The 17,134-nt window shown below is 55.5% G+C and carries 17 protein-coding genes and 1 pseudogene; 5 read left to right on the top strand and 13 right to left on the bottom strand.

Going from position 1 to position 17,134, the window contains the following annotated elements:
- The first annotated feature begins 2 nt into the window (after window positions 1-2).
- Window positions 3-362, top strand: coding sequence for a hypothetical protein (locus Q363_RS44390; protein ID WP_245632338.1), 360 nt, complete (start codon window positions 3-5; stop codon window positions 360-362).
- A 24-nt stretch (window positions 363-386) separates the two neighbouring features.
- Here the strand turns inward: Q363_RS44390 and mobF are convergent.
- The 13 genes and pseudogenes from mobF to Q363_RS19750 form a co-directional block, all read right to left on the bottom strand.
- Window positions 387-1,178: pseudogene (gene mobF / locus Q363_RS44385) on the bottom strand (MobF family relaxase); the annotation flags it as partial.
- A gap of 58 nt (window positions 1,179-1,236) precedes the next feature.
- The gene (locus Q363_RS19805) at window positions 1,237-3,411 is read right to left on the bottom strand and encodes a type IV secretion system DNA-binding domain-containing protein (RefSeq protein ID WP_084080564.1); all 2,175 of its coding nucleotides are present in this window, start codon (window positions 3,409-3,411) and stop codon (window positions 1,237-1,239) included.
- A 3-nt stretch (window positions 3,412-3,414) separates the two neighbouring features.
- Window positions 3,415-3,798 carry a hypothetical protein gene (locus Q363_RS36400; protein WP_051979033.1) on the bottom strand — a complete coding sequence of 128 codons (384 nt, stop codon included), beginning with the start codon at window positions 3,796-3,798 and terminating at the stop codon, window positions 3,415-3,417.
- Window positions 3,799-3,975: 177 nt separating this feature from the next.
- Window positions 3,976-4,269: a hypothetical protein gene (locus Q363_RS19795; RefSeq protein ID WP_035353840.1), complete on the bottom strand. Its 294-nt coding sequence runs from the start codon at window positions 4,267-4,269 to the stop codon at window positions 3,976-3,978.
- Window positions 4,270-4,299: 30 nt separating this feature from the next.
- Window positions 4,300-5,277 (bottom strand): TadA family conjugal transfer-associated ATPase, encoded by a 978-nt coding sequence (locus Q363_RS19790; protein ID WP_035353837.1) that lies wholly within the window; start codon window positions 5,275-5,277, stop codon window positions 4,300-4,302.
- The gene (locus tag Q363_RS19785) at window positions 5,274-6,119 is read right to left on the bottom strand and encodes a VirB8 family type IV secretion system protein (protein ID WP_051979032.1); all 846 of its coding nucleotides are present in this window, start codon (window positions 6,117-6,119) and stop codon (window positions 5,274-5,276) included. Before Q363_RS19785 ends, Q363_RS19790 begins: the two co-directional genes overlap by 4 nt.
- A gap of 160 nt (window positions 6,120-6,279) precedes the next feature.
- On the bottom strand, window positions 6,280-7,269 hold the full coding sequence (locus Q363_RS19780; protein WP_064742679.1) for a type IV secretion system protein: 990 nt from the start codon (window positions 7,267-7,269) through the stop codon (window positions 6,280-6,282).
- A 112-nt stretch (window positions 7,270-7,381) separates the two neighbouring features.
- Complete coding sequence (locus Q363_RS19775; protein ID WP_035353835.1) at window positions 7,382-8,212, bottom strand: hypothetical protein; 831 nt, start codon at window positions 8,210-8,212, stop codon at window positions 7,382-7,384.
- A 27-nt stretch (window positions 8,213-8,239) separates the two neighbouring features.
- Window positions 8,240-9,553, bottom strand: coding sequence for a TraB/TrbI/VirB10 family type IV secretion system protein (locus Q363_RS19770; RefSeq protein WP_035353833.1), 1,314 nt, complete (start codon window positions 9,551-9,553; stop codon window positions 8,240-8,242).
- The gene (locus tag Q363_RS19765; protein WP_035353830.1) at window positions 9,553-10,395 is read right to left on the bottom strand and encodes a TrbG/VirB9 family P-type conjugative transfer protein; all 843 of its coding nucleotides are present in this window, start codon (window positions 10,393-10,395) and stop codon (window positions 9,553-9,555) included. Before Q363_RS19765 ends, Q363_RS19770 begins: the two co-directional genes overlap by 1 nt.
- A 40-nt stretch (window positions 10,396-10,435) precedes the next feature.
- A complete protein-coding gene (locus tag Q363_RS19760) occupies window positions 10,436-12,808 on the bottom strand; it encodes a VirB4 family type IV secretion system protein (protein WP_035353828.1) in 2,373 nt (790 codons plus the stop codon).
- The gene (locus Q363_RS19755; RefSeq protein ID WP_035353825.1) at window positions 12,792-13,052 is read right to left on the bottom strand and encodes a VirB3 family type IV secretion system protein; all 261 of its coding nucleotides are present in this window, start codon (window positions 13,050-13,052) and stop codon (window positions 12,792-12,794) included. Before Q363_RS19755 ends, Q363_RS19760 begins: the two co-directional genes overlap by 17 nt.
- 11 nt (window positions 13,053-13,063) lie before the next feature.
- On the bottom strand, window positions 13,064-13,366 hold the full coding sequence (locus tag Q363_RS19750; RefSeq protein ID WP_084080567.1) for a hypothetical protein: 303 nt from the start codon (window positions 13,364-13,366) through the stop codon (window positions 13,064-13,066).
- 423 nt (window positions 13,367-13,789) lie between these two features.
- Here Q363_RS19750 and Q363_RS19745 point away from each other — a divergent pair, with 423 nt between their 5' ends.
- From Q363_RS19745 to Q363_RS19730, 4 genes are read left to right on the top strand one after another with little or no spacing between them, the layout of a single operon-like run.
- Window positions 13,790-14,089 carry a helix-turn-helix domain-containing protein gene (locus Q363_RS19745; protein ID WP_035353819.1) on the top strand — a complete coding sequence of 100 codons (300 nt, stop codon included), beginning with the start codon at window positions 13,790-13,792 and terminating at the stop codon, window positions 14,087-14,089.
- A gap of 56 nt (window positions 14,090-14,145) precedes the next feature.
- Complete coding sequence (locus Q363_RS19740; protein WP_035353815.1) at window positions 14,146-14,802, top strand: sigma-70 RNA polymerase sigma factor region 4 domain-containing protein; 657 nt, start codon at window positions 14,146-14,148, stop codon at window positions 14,800-14,802.
- Window positions 14,803-14,809: 7 nt separating this feature from the next.
- Entirely contained in the window at window positions 14,810-15,565 is a 756-nt protein-coding gene (locus Q363_RS19735; protein ID WP_157467210.1) for a COG1470 family protein, read from the top strand.
- Between the two features lie 30 nt (window positions 15,566-15,595).
- Window positions 15,596-16,864: a S41 family peptidase gene (locus Q363_RS19730; protein ID WP_035353811.1), complete on the top strand. Its 1,269-nt coding sequence runs from the start codon at window positions 15,596-15,598 to the stop codon at window positions 16,862-16,864.
- The last annotated feature ends 270 nt before the right edge of the window (window positions 16,865-17,134 follow it).

Genomic DNA, 17,134 nt, shown 5'->3' with positions numbered 1-17,134 from the left:
TATTGAACATTGGCGCGTTCTGCTGCGATGGTTTCGGGCGTGGTGAATCGGCGTTCCGAATCATATTTTTGGAATTCGATCGAGCGAAATCTGCCGGTTTGTCGCTGCGATTGGAACTCGTCTCGTACCTCGCGAAAGGTCGCTTCTCCCATGCCGCGACGAAGCGCGGTGGTAAGGATGGCTCGCTTGTCGGCGACGGCCTCCCGCTCGAAGATGCTCTCGCGGGCGAAGCTGACGGCCTCTTTCGCATGAGTGGTGCTTTCCGGCCGCTGTTCCTGCTGACTGGCACGGGCGCGGGCCGCCTCGACGACACGCTGCGGCTCGTTTCCGAACTCGGCTGCCATCTTCCGATGGCCTTCTAAGACCTCTTGCGGGGTGAGGTTTTGTTTGGATTCGCGGGTAGCGTGAGCGGCAATCTGAGCGGCTTCAGGGCCGCTTACTCCTGCCTGTTCCATGTGCTCGCGGATCTTCTGTGAGCGCTGGCTGGACGCCTCCAGGTACTCCGAGGAATAGCCTTTGATCTCTGGAGCGCCGCTTTTCCCTCGCTCGATCTCGTAGCCGAGATTCTTCAGACGGTAGAACAGCTCAGCCTGATAGACCGCCCCCACATAGTTCTGGCTCTCGAAAAACGGCTTTTCTTGTAAAGCGCGAGTAGACCCGTCCTCGCGTTCTGTGACATTGAAGATGACAGCGTGCGTGTGGAGCTGAGGAGCGGCGTAGCCGTCTACCGGACGGGCGGTGTCGTGCTCGAAGGTGGCCGCAATAAAATGCCCGGTGGATTCGGCGGGTTTATTGCCGCCGATCCGCGCATGGGTGTAGCTCTCCAGCTCGGAAAGGGCGACTTTTACGGCCTCTCTATGAGCTTCCCTAATCCGTTCGTCCCCTCCGACCAGTGCCGTCAGAGAGACCGACTTCGACGGCGCAAACTGCGCGTCCCATCCCGCCCGATGCTCGACGGCTTTGGTTACGGAACCATCCGGATTTTCGTATTGCTGAGACAGCCGATGCCGGACCATCTGCTCGCCCGTCTCCGGATGCTGACCATCTACGAGCCGACTAAATTCAAGCGGGCTCACATCGCCGGAAAGTCCGAGTGAGGGAGCCAACTTGCCGTTCCATTCGCCTTTAACCTCGCCGCCCTTGTTGTAATAGCTCTGGGTTGCGGAGGCATAGTCCATCTGATGGTAGGTCTTCGCTTGTGACGCATTAAGGGCGTTCGAAATACTTAGCATGGATTTATGGCCTTATCTCAAGGCTCAAGCCTTCGGGGTTGAGAGTGCCGTTAGCAAAAAGGACCTGCTGAGCCGTTTCGGTTTCATTCTGTGGAGAAGATACGGGGCTTGGAGGCTGAGCCACAGAGGTAGACGCGGGCCGGTTCGTTTGGCCGGCGCGGGCCGGTTCATTCTGGTTCTCTTTCGGCCATGGAATCGGTCGAGGTTTCCTTGCGTGTGCGATCGGAGCGCCACTTGTCGATCCGTCGGCCACGGGCTGACTAGTTGGCATCTCCGACTTTTCCTCGGATTCGTAATCTTCGTCCTCGTCATCCATATCTGGGAAGGAGGGGCGACGTGGTTCGAGCGTGTCTGGATCGAAACTCATCCCGCCATCTGCATGCTCACGTGGCAGGAAACCGGGGGTGGGAGTGGGCAGATCCAGATAATCGAAATCAAAGCGGGCCACATTATTCCCCAGCTTCAGGTAGGCGTGTCGATCATCCAATCCGGTTATCTCCGAACCCATGACCAACGGCTCGATCTGCCGGTCCAAACTGAAATTGTGCCCTGATCGCGTCCCGTCGAACTTGGTCTCCTTGAGCCTTTCGATTTCGACCTTGCCGATGGCTTCGGAGATCCATTCGGCTGCTTTTGGCTCTGCGGTCTTCATAACAATTTTGGTTGCAGGCTGGGACAACATGACCTCGGCCAGATGGCCATAAATCACTTCAAGCTGGGCCTTGCCTTGGAATCCGAGTACGAGCGGATTCTTGCTCTTACGGTTCTCAGTTATCGCGGTGTGGAGCTGGGGGAGCTTCTGCAGGCTGGCCAGCTCGTCGATCACAAACCAGACCTGCCGCTGTCCCGGTTGCGGGGCGCTGAGAAGCCGCATAACCAGCAAGTCGATCCAAAGCGAGTGCAGCGGGCGCAGTGTCTCCCGCTCGGGTGGACGCGACGTGATGAAGATCCAGCCCTTTCGTTCTTTGGCCCAGGTCCGGGCATTCCATGTACGGGCGCTCTGCTCTTTTTCGGGCAGGAGACGGAAGGATTTTGCGACCAATCCCAGTGAAGCCAGGACACCAGCTCGCTGCGGTCCGGCCTTCCGGTCGATGTAAAAACTCATCTCAGTCCCGGCAACAAGGCGCTCAAGCGTCTCGCTGTTTGCCATCCACTCGGCGAGCTGATGGGGGGATGGGCCTTTCTTTAATAGATGGGCAAAAATCTGAGCGGGCGTCTGATGGAAGAACTCATCTTTTGCGTCCGTCGTCGGCTGATAGAGGAATGAGGCAATCGCGTCGGCCTCTGCGTTGGTCTCCATCTCTTGAGCCGGACCCCAATACGGGCACCGCTCGTCCAGAGGGTTAAGAATGATGTCGTCGCGGTCGGCGTCGTAGAACCGCTGGACATATTCGCAGGCCGGGTCGTAAACAATCGCTGCGTCTCCGCGGTCCCTGATCTGCCGAAGGATCTGCATTATCAGCTGCGTTTTTCCGACGCCTGTATCGCCCATAATTTGGAAATGCTGGGCTTCCTTCCGCTCCGGAATCCTCATCATTTTGCCTAGTTCCGTGGTCTTGAACCCGATGCCGTCACCCTTGGCCGCTTTATTGAATTCAGCCGGGGAGAGCATCGTCGGCCCGCGCAAAACGCGACCATATTTCATCTGTTTGAACCGCTTCAGATCCTTCGGAATTGCAAAGAACAACATCGCACCGAGGCAGATTCCTCCCTCGATAAAGCTCACCATGAACAACTCCAGCATGCCCTTGTCGTTGTAGACCGCGCCACGAAGCCAGCGTTTCATCGAGGCGTCGGGAAGCTTTTGTGCTGGGGCGCGGTAGAACCAGCGATAGCCCTGAACTGATGCCAGTTCGGACAGTCCGATAGGCACTGCCTTTCCGTTTGGAAGCGTCGTCTTGCCATCTGTCAGATCGACGGGCAGGGCGAGCCGGGGCTTTACTTTATCTCCGGCCAGGTACACGAGCTGATAGTTCTCGCTGGCTTTGAATGTGGCCCCCACCTCAGATCGAACGTACTCGATGATGTAACTCTGTTGGAGTGGCGTCATTGAGAAATTGAGGCGTTGCCACATGAAGAACAGAGTGCAGAGAAAAGCCATTGCGATGGCCGTATAGCTCATTACCGGTGCGTGCGGAGGCCAGATGATCGTTTCTTTACGTCCCCATTGTGTCGCCATGCCTTATTGCCTCCCTGCCCTGTCGTCGTTGTACTGTTGGCGAACCTCAAGAGCGGCTTTTCGTTTCTCTTTGCGGATTGCCGCCATCACTTCTGTGACCCATTCCTGCGATACAGGCTTGCCCATGATGAGCGGCTTGAACAGGTTCAGCATCAGCATTCGCATGGCGACCAACTCCGTGAAAAATGCATCGTCATCTGACCGCCGCGCCGTCTGTAAGAGCACGTCGCGTGTCCATTCGCTGAGGTTGCGACCGTCCCGATTCGCCGCTGCAATCAGCTCCTGCTCCTCGGTCTCGGAGACTCGGGTACCTACTGTTTTGCTGCGGAGAGCGCCGCTTTTAAGGCGGCGGTCCAGCCTTCCCCGCAAGTCGATTGCTGTCTCCATGTTCTCTATCCTTTCTGCTGGGGAAGTCCTGTTCACTGTGGTGAACTTAGGTTCACCACAGTGAACGCCATCCCCGTATGTTGTGGCCCTGTCGCGCGTTCACAACGGTGAACGTCAAGCCTCAAAACACCACCCTCCGAGGGATGGAGTGTCATCATTTTTCATGTGCGCAGCACATCACGCTCTGGACGCTTCTACGGTGCTCGGCTTGGCTACTTTTTTCGGTGCGGCAACAGTGCTCGGAGCTTTCTTGATCCGCAACGATGCAGGCACTTGAATATTGGGCTGGGAGCTAAGGTGTTGCTGAAAGTCTTTGTCTTTGGTAAAGATGTATTCCATCCCTTTATCGACAACTTCATCAGCGGAAACCTGTAGGAAAGCCGCATAGCGATCAATCATTTTTGCGGTTGACTCTTCAAGTCTGAGAGTGGCGTCGATCTTCTTGGAACTCTTCACGGTGAGCAATGCCATGGTGCTTAATCTCCTCGGTGTTGTTGTGGTTTATGCTGCGTGGATGTTGGTAGCGCTGTAGACGATTTCGGTCTCGAAACGCTGTTCGGCGTGGTCATAGCCGTTGACGGTGATAAGCTCACGGACTTGGCGCCGACCGTTCGCCGCACGCTCGCAATAGAGAGCGAAGTCGATAGCCTCCGCAGTCTCACTCCGCATGAAGGCGTGATTGAGATTCGGGCGGGCACTGAGGGCGAGATTGGAAAGCCGGTTCAACGCATCCCATGCAGACTTTGCATGGATGGTCGATAAGGTTCCTCCGTGGCCGGTGTTCATGGCTTGCAAGAGGTCATAGCCGCATTCGTTGCGAATCTCGCCCATAATGATGCGGTCGGGCCTGTGACGAAGTGCAGCGGCCAGCAGCTCACTCGGTGTAATCGCTGCCTGTCCCTGAATCGCTTCGACGGCCTCCCACCGCACAGCATTCGGCTGTAAAACCTGTAGCTCTGCGGGCTGCTCGATGATGCACAACCGCTCTGTCTCAGGGATGTGGTCAAGAAGGGCTTTCATCAACGTTGTCTTCCCACTGCCCGTACCGCCAGCGATGATGCCGTTCTTTCGCTTCATGATGAGCTGGACAACCAGGTCTCGCACTGATGCGGTCATGCTTCCCGACGCAACAAGTTCGTCTGATGTGAACCATTTGTTGAATTTTCGAATGGTGAGCGTGGGTCCATTGATCGAAGCCGGGGGACCAACGACGGCGACGCGTGAACCATCGGGTAGGCGAGTGTTCAGGATCGGGTTTTGAGTTGTGAGGTCTTGTCCGAGAACACGAGCCACACGCTCGATTGCAGCTGTCAGACGCTCGTTGGTGTAGGGAGTCTGGAGCTTGATATGCTCCACAACTCCTCCTTTGTCCGCATAGACGCCGGTCGTTCCATTAATCATCAGGTCAGAGATGGACGGATCGAGCAGGAGGCCGCGGATCTCTTCTGGAAAGAACGGAAGGATGAGGTCGTAGTTCAACGTAGACCTCCCGCGGCTGTAGCCGGAAATGTGGGCGTGGTCGTTGTGCCAGGAATGGACGGGAGAGCAATCGGTTGAGCAATCTTGCTCGGCTCGGCGACAGGATCGACACCGACTCGGTTCTCATGGAACTCAGTGATGGTCATGCCCAGGGGATTGATCGTCTCGAACTGCGGAAAGACTCGGGCTTGCTCACTGACCTGCTTAGGATTGAGGTAGTAAGTAATCGACAGCATCCAATGCTCGGTGCGAGGATCATGGGAGTTGCGCGGGGAATAGAGCCTGTCGATGTTCACAAGCGCGGTCCCTTTGGAGATGCGCACACCCTGCAATGTCTCTTCTGACATGCTGGTGATTGTGACGTTTCTCACGTCAACGTCACTCTGTTCTATCTGTCCGCCCATGACCTGGGAGATTTTGTGACTGGCATTGTCTTCCGACATCAACTGGGTCGAGAGCTGCTGGGAGAGGAAATAGTAGTTAAGGGGATACTTCTTCGAGATCGTGTCTTTGCTGATCGTGTAACGGTAGTTGGCCCAGTCGGTGAGGTACGTTCTTACCTCGCCTTCACGCGGACTGTAGTTGAGGTCGGTGTACTGGATCGCCTGCGCCCTCCCCATCTCGTCAATCCGGATGTAGCGGTTTTGCACCGGCTTGTGAGCCAGGGAGACGATTGCGAACAGGCATCCTAAAATGGTCGCGGTCTGCGCACCGATGATGAAGCGGCTTGCTTTCCGCTCAGCGTAATGGGACGAGTAAACCTCGTTGGCAACTTCATCTACCAGCAGGGCTTCTTGTGGGGTGGATGCTGCGTCGGTCAATGAGACGGTGTGTGTGGCCATGTGCGTGACTCCTTTCAAACCTTCGTTTAGCGGCGATAAAGCCGAGAGTTGTAAAAATCACTGATCCGGCCATCAGGAGAATCGAGCCGGTTCGGAAGATGTAGACCAAGAATCGGGGCGGTTGAATCGGAACGGCGAAGACGACATTCATGAGTTCTCCTTAGCTGCTGCCACCATTAGAGGCACCCCCTCCGCCGTTGGCTCCTGTGCCGCCACCGGCTTGACCCGCGCCTTTCTTGGCTGCCCTGAGTTTGAAAAGGACCACGCTGGTCGCTAGGCCCGCGGCTCCGCCAGACGCCGCGGCTCCCCCTCCAAAGATCGCTTGAGTGAGGTTAGGGATGAAGAGCATGTTGATGATGAACGCGGCGAAAACCATGATTACGGGCACGAGGTTTGCGAGCCACATCCCGATGGAATAGTCGCCGTGGAACGTCTGACTGAGGAAGGTATTCATGAAGCCTCCCCAGACAAAGATGAAAGCCGCAGCGACAGCGCGAATCATCGCAAAACTTGCAAGCGTCTCAACAAAGCTGAGGAATTTCCCTCGGAAGCTGTTGGTCATATAGAGGGGGATAAACAGCGGCCCGAACAGTGCAGTGATGGCATAGAAAATGAAGGAGCTTATGTTGATAACGAAAAGGATCGCGCTAGCGAGGCCCAAGATGATCTGCACGAGGTAGTAGGTGGCCTGCTGGGTGACAAGCAAAAGCGATGGGGTCTCTGTTTTCGACGCTGCGTCGCTTAGGAGTTGGTTGAAGTTCTGTAGAGAGTTCTGATCGAGGGCCGTAACAATGGACTGGGCGAAATACGAAAAGAGATGGTTAAGACCAAAGCTCGCACCGGGAAGTGGGTTTACCCAATACGTTTCGAGGAAGCAGCAAAAGGCGAGGCGAAGGAGAAATCTCACGACCTCGCCGCCGTCCAACGGGGTCGGATTCAAGCTGAAGGTCATGTTGGAAAGGCTGAAGTTGATGACCATGTTTGCGAGCATCATCAGGGCGATAAAGCTCAACAGAGTGAGGCCGAGATTGGTAAGCGCCCCACCATTAGCCGTAGTGAGGGCCGTGAGATTATTCGTGAACTGGTAAAGCCAGTCCACCCCCGGTACAGCCAAAGCTAGCGCCGACAATGCTATGTGGTAGATCATCATTTGGTCTCGATCCGTGACGTTGTTTGCGTTTCCGGCCTGTCGAACGTTTGGAGAGGTAGCGCCGCAGTCAGCGGCGCTACTCCGGTTTCGTTGTCCTCTTGGTGGCGCATCTTTATGGGAGATACGTCGTCCACGTGCCGGTATCGCTCACGTTGAGGCTGGGGTTGGTGGTGCGCTGGGCTTGTACGAAGCCCCACGTATTCAGGTCCGCAGCGGCGGCGTTCCGCTGCTGCATGTTCTGAATGGTCATTTGCTGTGCGAGGCAAGTGTGCAAAGCTCCCTGAGCCTGTTGCTCATTGAGCTGCTGAGCTTGCGACACGTTGAGGAGGTTGAGTTGTTCGACCTCGCTGTTAGTGGAAGCTGACCCGTCGAGCTGGGCGGCTTGTAGGCTCGCCTCGGCTGTGACTGAATCATTGCGGGATTGGCGGTAGGACCCCACGGCGTTGAGACAATCCGGTGAAGCTGCATCGGACGCCTCGATCATCGCGAGTTCCGAGAGATTTCCGCTTTGCCCTACCGTCTGGTTAGTGAGAGTGGTGCTCGATTCTGGAGTCAACCCTAGTTTGGTGTTGGTCCAGGCCATCGCGGCGGCGCTTTGCGAGTTGAGGTTGAGAGCATTGGTCAAACCGTTCGTTTCCCCGTACGTGTTGGGAACCGAAACGCTTTTGATTTTGTTCAGCTCTGTTTGCCAGATCGTCTTGACGCTGAACTGCTGAACGTTGCTCTTGACTGTGTTGTACTCACTCGTCGCAGTTTGAAGCTGGCTCTGCGCGGTGGTTAGCATCTTCACCATGTTTGAGAGTTGTGCGCCAAGGGTGCCGTAGGCTGTCGGATCAAACACGATCTCCGGAAGCCCAAATATGGCGTAGCTTGGTGTCGCAACCCCGAGGATCAAAGCACTCGTGATGATCCATTTCCGGTGCTTTGTAAACGCAGCTTTCATACGTCCTCCTGACTTCGGGAACGGCAGTTAGAGCGCTGAATCGACGCGATGCTCTGCGTAGGAAGGGATAAGTATGTCTTGATTGATGTAGACGCGGGCGCGTGAACCCTCCTTTACTGTGATTACGGGCAGACGATTGAGGAAGTGATTCAATATCTGCTCGCCCTCCATAGCTGTTTGCGCGGAGATCCCGTTGCGAATTTGCGTGTCGGCGGTCAGAACACTACCGTTGTTTCCGATCTGCGCAAGGCCCCCCAGCCCACCGATCGCGGCGGCGGCGGCGAAGGAACTGAGGATGTGGTTGTTGACGTTCGTCGCAAGCCCGGTTGTGCCGAGCGGGTCTAGACCTGTGTATTTGTTCAGATCAATAGAGAACCCGTCCGGGCAGACAGCGCGATTGAAGACGACGAAAAGTTTCCGCTGCTGAGAGCTTCCTACGCTCTGGACGTTTCCGATCAGGCGGGTGCCCTGAGGTAGGAGTAGTTGTTGATGATCGTGTGAGTAATAGTCGGTCGTGAGCATCACGATCAGAGGGCCATTGAAACCGCCGTCTATATGGTTGGTAACGACTCCTTCAAACACAGTCCCTTCGAAGACGCGGTATAACCGCCCCTGATAGCCATCGAAATCGTAAGCAGCCATAGAGTCTTTCGTCGCCGGTTGCTGTGCGGAGACACTGTGGAGCGTGGGCTCGGGTTGTTGGCCGACCTGAGCTGCCTCCGCTGCCGCTCCGGGTGTGGGTACTGTCGGAGGGACGTTAGCGGCTGTTTCCGATACAACATTGGGAGTACCTGCACCAGAACGGGCGAAGTCGATTGCTACGGTGTCGCTGTTGAGTGCGTCTTGGTGTTGCTTTTCGATGGCCAGTGCTTTCTGCTTAGCCTCGGCCTGAGCCTGGGAGATGTTGGAGGTGTTCTTTGGCGCATTGGGGCTGTCGCCGTAGATCGCACGACGTTGGGCCTCTGTCATCGGCGCTGCGCTCGCTGATTCAGGGCCAGGAACGGCTTGCTCCTGCTGAAGGAGAGCCATTTGCGCGGCTAGCTGCTGTTGTCGAATACGTTCGGCTTCGTCACGCTGAGCAAGTAATCTCTGTTGTGCTTCAAAGCTGGTGACCTGCTGAGCATTTGGAGATGTCGGACCTATTAGAAGGGCACTTTTGGGAGCCTCTTTCGCTCCTCCGTGAACCAGGTTGCCCAGGTTGAGAAGCACAATAACGAGGATGATTCCGCCGATGATGTACATCATGGGCTTGGAGGTCCTGATGGCCGGTGTAGCCTCGGGCTGTGCTGGCACAGTGCCCGGCTCGTGGTCGTTTGGTGAAATTCTGTTTTGCTCGTCCATTAGTTCCCTCCCCCCATCCGGCTGAACTCGACCTTCTTCTTCCCGATGGTTAGGTAGCCGTGGTCAACCATCTTCGGAACCGTGTACAGACCGTTGTTGAAGTCAAAGTTGATGAGTGAGCCTTTTCCGTCCTTCAGCTCATAGAGGGCGGGCGTCTCTTGGAACTGCCCGCGCAGGTAGGTGAACTTGTCATCCCGCCACACCTGCTGAAGGCCGAGAGCCCTCGCTTTGTTCTGGTCCCACGTGTAATCAAAGTGGAGTTGGCCGGGGTACTGGCTCCGGTACTGCTCTGCCTTGGCGGCTTCAACCTTCCGCTCCGTCGCCTCTTTCGCCTGGGCCTCGATTGCCTCTCGTTTCGCCCGGTCCAGTTCTGCGACCGGGACAAATACCGGAAGGGCGGCGAGTTTGTCTTTCCCGGTCTGGTCACCCGGTGTAACAAAGACTTTGGAATCGAAATGAACATCGGAGTCGTTCGAGACCTCACGGAGCTGCAGGGTGTATTCGTTACCGTGATCTGACACGATATGAACGTCTGTCGTGCTGTTTGCAATCTTGGGTTTGATCGAGATGAACCGGCTGGCGACATGGCCACCGTCGAACGCCCACGAGACGGTATCGCCGCCAAAGACGGTCGCAACCTTCTCTTCTGGTGGAAGCATGATGAGAGTCGATTGCAGGAGGCCCGCCCTGACAACGGGCGGGGTCTGCGCGTCCAAGATGACTACCGTGCGGGGTGCGCTCGGTAAGAGACTGTGAGCCGGGTCGGGGCCAGCGGCATAGCAGTTAACAACTGCGCCAATGGCAAGGCTGAATGTTGTAACGAGGCGGAACGGGATTTTCATAGCATTTTCCTTGTTTTGGGGTGGTGGTGCGGCGCAGCGGCTAAATGTCCTCTCCTTGGGCGAATCGCTCGATGCCCTCGGTGAGCCCGTACTTTTCGATCAGCTTCGACCGGCGAACACGGTCCTTCGGCTTCGTTGAGAATTTGGCGTAGCTTCGTTTGTCGAGATTGAGGGTGATGACCTTCGTCAAACCGTCGCGGCGGACGTACAGGCCCTCTCTATCTCGCAAAGACTCGAATAAATCGAGCTGCTGGTCTGTGAGCTTGAAGAGTTCGCCGTAATGCTTCCGGTTGAATGTGGCATCCGGCAAAAAGAGGAAGGATGTGCAGGAGTTGACGATGCTGTCTGCGTTTTCGCCCAGGTCGTTTGCGGATTGGCCAATGAGGGTCACTCCACCGAGGTTCTTGCGAACGGTTTTGATCGATGCGAGAGCCGATTCCAGGAGCTGCTTGTTCTTCATGCTGGAGAAGATCTCCTCGATGAGAACGTGCTTCGGAACACCGAGATTTGCAGGGTTATAGAGAACATCGTCAATGCGACGAAGAATCCAAACCATCAGCGGCTCGATAAGGTCTGCATACTGTTTGTTGTTGACGCCTTGGAAGTCGAAGCACTGTATCTGCCCGAGAGACAGCTCATCGTTCACGTTGTCGAAGATCGCGGAATAGACTCCGTTCCCAACCCACTTGGATAGATAGCGGTCCAGGTGTCGCGGCAGACCGAGGTTTGAGAGACGACGATTCTCTGCCTCAAGGTGATACAGACCCTGTACGGCTTTGTGGATCACGTCATCGTCTTCTGGGCTCAGTTCAGCGCCGCCACTCGTGAGCAATAGCTTCACGAACGAATAAAGAAATCCGATGTTGCTTTCGGTAGGAACTAACGAGAACGGATTCACACGGGGACCGTCTTTGCCGACTCGGGTCACCTTGCCGCCGTAAAGCTCCACTTGGCTCTCATAAGAGCCGCCGATATCGAAAATGTAGGTGAAGCCGTTGTATTTGCGCTCCAGTGCCAGCATCTGGTTGGCATGAACGGATTTTCCTGACCCCGTTGGCCCGATGATGAGCATGACTCGAACGCCGTTTACATAGGCGTCTTGGAAGAATGGGGTACGAGTCCGGGTCTCGAAGACATTAAGATATTCGGCTCCAAGGTCTCCGGAGTGGCAATGGCCGAGGTGTGGAGCAAACACCGTGGACATTCGAGCGTGATGGTCTTCACGCAGCCACAAAGGAAATACGTTGAACTTTTTATTGCCGGAAAACATCGTGTAGAAGGCTGAGAGGTTTCCAAGTGTCTCTTCCATCGCCTGGGCGCGGGCTTCAACGAAGATCCGATGTACGGCCGCTCCATTGTCATAGAGCTGTTGCATACTACGACCCGCAAGGAGCAGGCGCATGGTGAACTCACCTTGGGAGTATTTGTCGAGGGAGCGGATAACCTCGCTGAGATCATCTATATTGGCCCCGGCTGCTATCGCGGCTGCGCCCTCGTCGAGGGAGGCGGTGTCGGTGCCGCTCATAACGCGGGACAAAACCCCAACCTTGAAGAACGATATAAATTTCTCTTGATTCGAAATCTCGGACCGTGCCGCTGACGCTGACTTCGGTCTCCAGCTCGTGCAGAGAACCGTGTCACAGTCCAGTGTGAGCAGTTCGGAAAATTGGCAGGGCCGCGATACCTCCGGGGTGGTCATCAAAGAGAACAACTGAACGTATCTCTTCCCTACTCGGAGATGATCGCTATGCCATGAAACCGTGCTCTTGACGATCTGGCGATCCACGCCGCTGTCGCTGCGGAGCTGGTCATTCAATGCCCACGGTTCAAGGTTGTAGAGGTAGGAGAAGAATGGGAAGGCTTCGACCTTGGACAGCAGGCGAAGACCGATAGCGGAATTAAGCTGCGCTTCTAGGATCGTGGCCGTTTTTTGAAGACTTGACACGGTTCTAGCGTTGTCTGCGGCATTGTCTTGGGGTTTGCGCTGGAAAGGGTTGGCGTGTTCTGGCTCAAACGTAAGGCACCAGTGAAGGTCGATTCGCCGAAATCCCGCATTCTCGTTTAAGAAGGTGAGGCGGTCATTTACGAAAGACTCGGTGACCGGGTTGCTGTACCTGTTTTGGCGGGGGATGTCGTAGCCCGACAACACACGGGCGTACTGATAGAGGCAAGCGCCCTCTGGTAAAGCATGAAGTGCGCCTTCGATGGAGCGGACCCTCGCCTCTAGCTCTTGATCGGTGAGGCTCTCTTCATCGACGCCAATGAGAGAAAACAGGCAGCCATAGCCACCTGTTTTGATTGCGAAGATGTTGGAGTTTACAAAGCGGGATATAGGGATGATGCTGCACCCTGCCCCGGCCTTTGCGTACCACGGCGTAGAACGTAGCTGCTCAGTCTTATTTGCGCGGGTCATAGTAGCTCTTCTGTGAAAGGCTGTGCCCCCAAAGCTGGAACATCTTGGGGTGCTTGCGAACGGTGAACCACGCCCCAGCAACCAACATCGGGAAGCTGAGGAGGGCTAACATGCGAAATCCAACGATGAAAACCGTTACTGAGACGAAGACGATTGCCATCCACGCCGACAGGTCTAAGCCAAGTTTTGCTCGTGGCCTGTTCATCGCTTGATTGATCGGTAACGGTTCCCCTCGTTTTGTCATGGTTGTTGTCCTTAGTTGACCGACTGACCGGTGAGAGAGCTGATCCAACCAGCGCCCCAACCGAGAACGCCAGCGCCGAACAAGGCTCCGAAGAGGCCGGGAATTGCCTCTTGGAAACGCCCGCTCATCATGCGGATTCCAGCGAAGATCAAACCGGCAAAGCAGATGATCGCGCCCGAAAAGATCGCGAACGTTTTGAAGGTGTTCATCAAAGTGGTCGCGCCCGAAAAATCCATGCTGCCCTGGGCGTGAGCGGCTTGGGTCAGGAGAAGGGCGAACAGACACGGCGCGATAGTCCGCAGCGTGCTCTGCATTTTGGTTTTGAGGTAACGACGGCTCCAACGACGAGCGAGGCGTGCATCAATCAGCATTTTCAAAGCGGTTCTCCTTGTGAAACGAAATGAGGAAGCCAGGTAAGGGGAAGGGTTAATGCTCTGAATCGAGCCTTCGTGTAGCGGTGTCTTGTCCTCCTTTCGGGTTAGGGCTTTGCGGTCCACAACCCGACGGCCACGCGGTACGATCCGCCGCCGTGTACACGTTGTTGTGTTACCACAAACTTGTGTCACCTTGCACAACTTATAGCGAGTCTTCAACATCGTGTCAACACACTTTTCATATGCACAGTTTTGTGTACAGAGCGCGACGCGTGTTCCACCACATTTGTGTGTGTGCATTGGAGGTTGCTAAGATTTTCCAGAGATCGCTATGCGGGGAGGTTACGATGTGCTCTCATCAAATTGCGCGAGGTTCACATCGACACCAATTCCATGCTGCGATACGACTACAAAGAGTTCTCAGCAGCTTTAGGTAAGCGAGTCAAGCAGATGCGCAAGGAGCGCGGGCTGACCTTACGCGCACTTGTTGTCCAGCATGGTTTTCACCTGACCCAAATACAGCGTATTGAGAAAGGCGATGGTGTCTCCGTGCCGACTCTGCTAAGGATAGCCGAGGTTTTTCAAATACCAGTCGAAAAACTGATCGTCGGCCTGGGGTTGGTCGAGGGTGGCGACTCGCGTTCGAAATCGTCAAAGAAATAGCTCTCCTTTCACGGAGTCTGCACCTCGCTGGCGATATGTAAGAGACAAGTAGTAAATTGGACATCTACCCTCTAAGCGAGATGAGAGGGGCACTTTTTGACACCATTGCGCAATTTTTTTTCAGAGACGATTTGCCAATGATTCGGGCTCAGTTACATCTCGTGGATACGGCCGGGAACGTTGTCTGCCCAGAGGTAGAAAGCGCAGTAGAGCGGGCCTTTCGCTGGGTACTTCGCGATTACCCTCAAGTCGATCCGGCGATGATTGCGAACTGGGCTGAAGAAGTAGCTCACAGCATGCAAGAGCGAGCAACAATCCTTGTTTCACCTCAACGCTACGCATACTCCGCACTCAAAGGTAAGGTTCGCGACTGGATGAGGAGTGGAGCGGCCAGAGAGCAAGTCGTCGGGATTGGGCACGACCTGGAAAGTATTGGCGGTCTGAGTGGGTCGTTTCAGGTGGCAATCGACCGCAAAATACTGTTTGAACAACTAAAGGCAACCCTGAATGAACGGGATAGGTATATTCTCGTTCTGCTCCTTGAGGATAAAACGAGCCCGGCAACTGTCGCGATTGCGTTGGGAACGACTTACCCAGCAGCCGCGAAAGCCATCCAGCGCGTCAAAGAGCGCATAGCTTCCACTTTGACTGGTGCTCGCAAAAGTGACGATCCGGGCCACGGCTCACCACAATTTTGCGAGACGAAAGGGTAGATCGTCATTGAACCCGGATCTGATGAAGGACTTCCTTCTTGGGACATTTCCGAATCCCGAGCGAAAAGGCTGTCCTGACGACAAAACGCTAGAAGCCCTGGCTGAGGATAGGCTGCCGGCAGAGCATCCAGCCCGCCTTCATGTTGGATCTTGTTCTGAGTGTTATGCCGAGTATCGGCATTACCGCTTGGATTGGGAAGAATCGAAGGCCGCCGCCTCTACGCCCTACTCCGATGTTATTTCTGGGCCTGTCGAGGTTACGCCTTTCAACGTTGCGCGAGTCCCAAAAACCTCGCGCTTGAGGGCTGTTCCTTTGGCCTTGGCGGCCTCTCTGATTGTGATGTGCAGCGGCGGTTATGTGGCATTCAGGCACTACCATTCAGCGGCCGCCCCGAGCGTCCAGGTTGCCTCGGCTCAGCCTGTAAGCGCTACGGTCGATCTATTCAATAGCGGCACGCTGAGAGGGGCTGACGATGACACCACCCCGTTGCAAGAGGTCTCATTGCCCGCCGCAATCGTCCACCTTTCGGTTGTGCTTCCCCGCTTCAGCGAAGTGGGAAGCTATAACGTGAATGTGTCCAAGGACAAGACTGGAAGCCAAATCGTCGCGACGGGGGCCGGGAATGCCATTGAAAGAGACGGAGGAAAGGTCTCGGTGAATGTAACGCTCGATCTGCGAGCTGCCAAGCCAGGAGCCTATTTCCTCGCGACAGTGCGCGGCACTGACAACGGCACGTACTACTATCCGCTGAAGATTAATTAGCTCCGGTTGCGGCATCATAGATGTGTGGATATGAATACTCCCCCTAGCCGTCAATCGGGCCTGACTGACAAAGCGAAGCATGAAGTTCTTGAGCGTGTTCTCAAGGCTCTGGACTCCAAGTTCTACAAACCGGAACTCCTCGGGAATGATTGGCAGAGTGCGGTCACGAGTCATCGTGCCGCAATTGAATCTGCTGCGACGCCGGACGCTTTCGAGCAAGCGATGACAGAGCTGCTCCAGGTGCTCAAAACTTCGCATCTTGGGTTCTTTCATGGAACTGCGCGGCGAGCTTCAAGTCGTGCGGCCCTTAGCGCAACTTACCTCTCCGACGAAACGCCCTACGGCTCAAGGTGGATATTTCAAGATGTGCATGACGGCGGAGCGGCGGCTCTCGCCGGAATAGAGTCGGGAAACATTCTGCTTCGGGTAGACGGTAAAGAGATTGTGCCGCCTGAGCATCCGGTCTTTCCTATGGGATCGACTTCAACCCTCCACATCATTGCAAACGATGGAAACGAGCGAACCGTCTCCGTCAATGTGGCACGACCGAAGGGTAAGAAGCTGCAATTTGTGGAGCCGACGCTTGTTCAATCGAAGAAGCTGGGCGAAAGTCTCGGATACCTCAAGGTCGCGATGTTTCCCGGCATGATCGGTGTCGAGGTTTCAAACGCGATGTCCGATGCAGTTGCGGAGCTAGGCGATGTCGGTCGGCTCATCGTAGACCTACGCGGAAATACAGGCGGGGGCGCCGGCGCTCTACGACTGATGAGCTTGATGACTCCAGACAGAGTGCCGGTAGGCTACTCTCCCAACAAACGTTGGGCCGCGCGTGATCTTGCCACAGTGAAAACCGGCTTCCCGCGTTTGGGCAAGATTCCTGCGACAACACGCTTCCTCTGGCTGCTAGGCCTGCGGTTTCTACCTGCTCTCGTCACCCAGTCTCCGATTGTGCTGGAATCTGAGGGTTTGGGTCCGAAGCCCTATGACGGGAGAATCATCCTGCTCGTGGATCGACATACGGCCAGTGCTGCGGAAATGGTCACGATTTTTGCGAAGGAAAATAAGCTCGCAACGATTGTTGGAGAAAAAACGGCCGGGCGCTTGCTTTCCGCTACATCGGTGAAGGTCGGGCACGGTTTCCGGTTGGCGCTTCCCACCGGAGCTTATTACACCTGGAACGGAACGGCTCTCGAGGGAAGTCCAATTGAGCCGGATGTAGTTGTAGATTTCTCTTGGCAGGATCGGAGAAATAGGGTTGACGGGCAGCTTCAAAAGGCGCTCGAACTGATCGCAGGATGAAGCGCAGTACAGAACCGTGGAGAAATGGGTCGTTTCTGCAATGCGCAGGAGGCCCTTTTCGGGGGGTAACTTCTGGATTGCCGGTCAATCCGCCACTTGGCATGGATATCATGTGGAATGAATGAATGAATCTGCATGCCGGTTATCGCAGCCGTTGACTCCCTATTCCCTCATCTCCCTGACCTATTCAAACCGCAACGCGCTCATCGGATCCACCCGCACCGCCCGTTGCGCCGGTACCCACACAGCCAGCAGCGCCACTGTGCTCAA

The sequence above is a fragment of the Edaphobacter aggregans DSM 19364 genome, assembly GCF_000745965.1.
GTDB classification, from domain to species: Bacteria; Acidobacteriota; Terriglobia; order Terriglobales; family Acidobacteriaceae; genus Edaphobacter; species Edaphobacter aggregans.
This window is presented reverse-complemented; position numbering and strand designations above follow the sequence as displayed.

What these genes read in the sequence shown, in the direction of transcription:
- Q363_RS19755 (WP_035353825.1), bottom strand. Translation starts at nt 13,052, where the DNA reads ATGACAAAACGAGGGGAACCGTTACCGATCAATCAAGCGATGAACAGG.
- Q363_RS19770 (WP_035353833.1), bottom strand. Translation starts at nt 9,553, where the DNA reads ATGGACGAGCAAAACAGAATTTCACCAAACGACCACGAGCCGGGCACT.
- Q363_RS19805 (WP_084080564.1), bottom strand. Translation starts at nt 3,411, where the DNA reads ATGGCGACACAATGGGGACGTAAAGAAACGATCATCTGGCCTCCGCAC.
- Q363_RS19760 (WP_035353828.1), bottom strand. Translation starts at nt 12,808, where the DNA reads ATGACCCGCGCAAATAAGACTGAGCAGCTACGTTCTACGCCGTGGTAC.
- Q363_RS36400 (WP_051979033.1), bottom strand. Translation starts at nt 3,798, where the DNA reads ATGGAGACAGCAATCGACTTGCGGGGAAGGCTGGACCGCCGCCTTAAA.
- Q363_RS19750 (WP_084080567.1), bottom strand. Translation starts at nt 13,366, where the DNA reads ATGCAGAGCACGCTGCGGACTATCGCGCCGTGTCTGTTCGCCCTTCTC.
- Q363_RS19765 (WP_035353830.1), bottom strand. Translation starts at nt 10,395, where the DNA reads ATGAAAATCCCGTTCCGCCTCGTTACAACATTCAGCCTTGCCATTGGC.
- Q363_RS19795 (WP_035353840.1), bottom strand. Translation starts at nt 4,269, where the DNA reads ATGGCATTGCTCACCGTGAAGAGTTCCAAGAAGATCGACGCCACTCTC.
- Q363_RS19775 (WP_035353835.1), bottom strand. Translation starts at nt 8,212, where the DNA reads ATGAAAGCTGCGTTTACAAAGCACCGGAAATGGATCATCACGAGTGCT.
- Q363_RS19730 (WP_035353811.1), top strand. Translation starts at nt 15,596, where the DNA reads ATGAATACTCCCCCTAGCCGTCAATCGGGCCTGACTGACAAAGCGAAG.
- Q363_RS19780 (WP_064742679.1), bottom strand. Translation starts at nt 7,269, where the DNA reads ATGATGATCTACCACATAGCATTGTCGGCGCTAGCTTTGGCTGTACCG.
- Q363_RS19785 (WP_051979032.1), bottom strand. Translation starts at nt 6,119, where the DNA reads ATGGCCACACACACCGTCTCATTGACCGACGCAGCATCCACCCCACAA.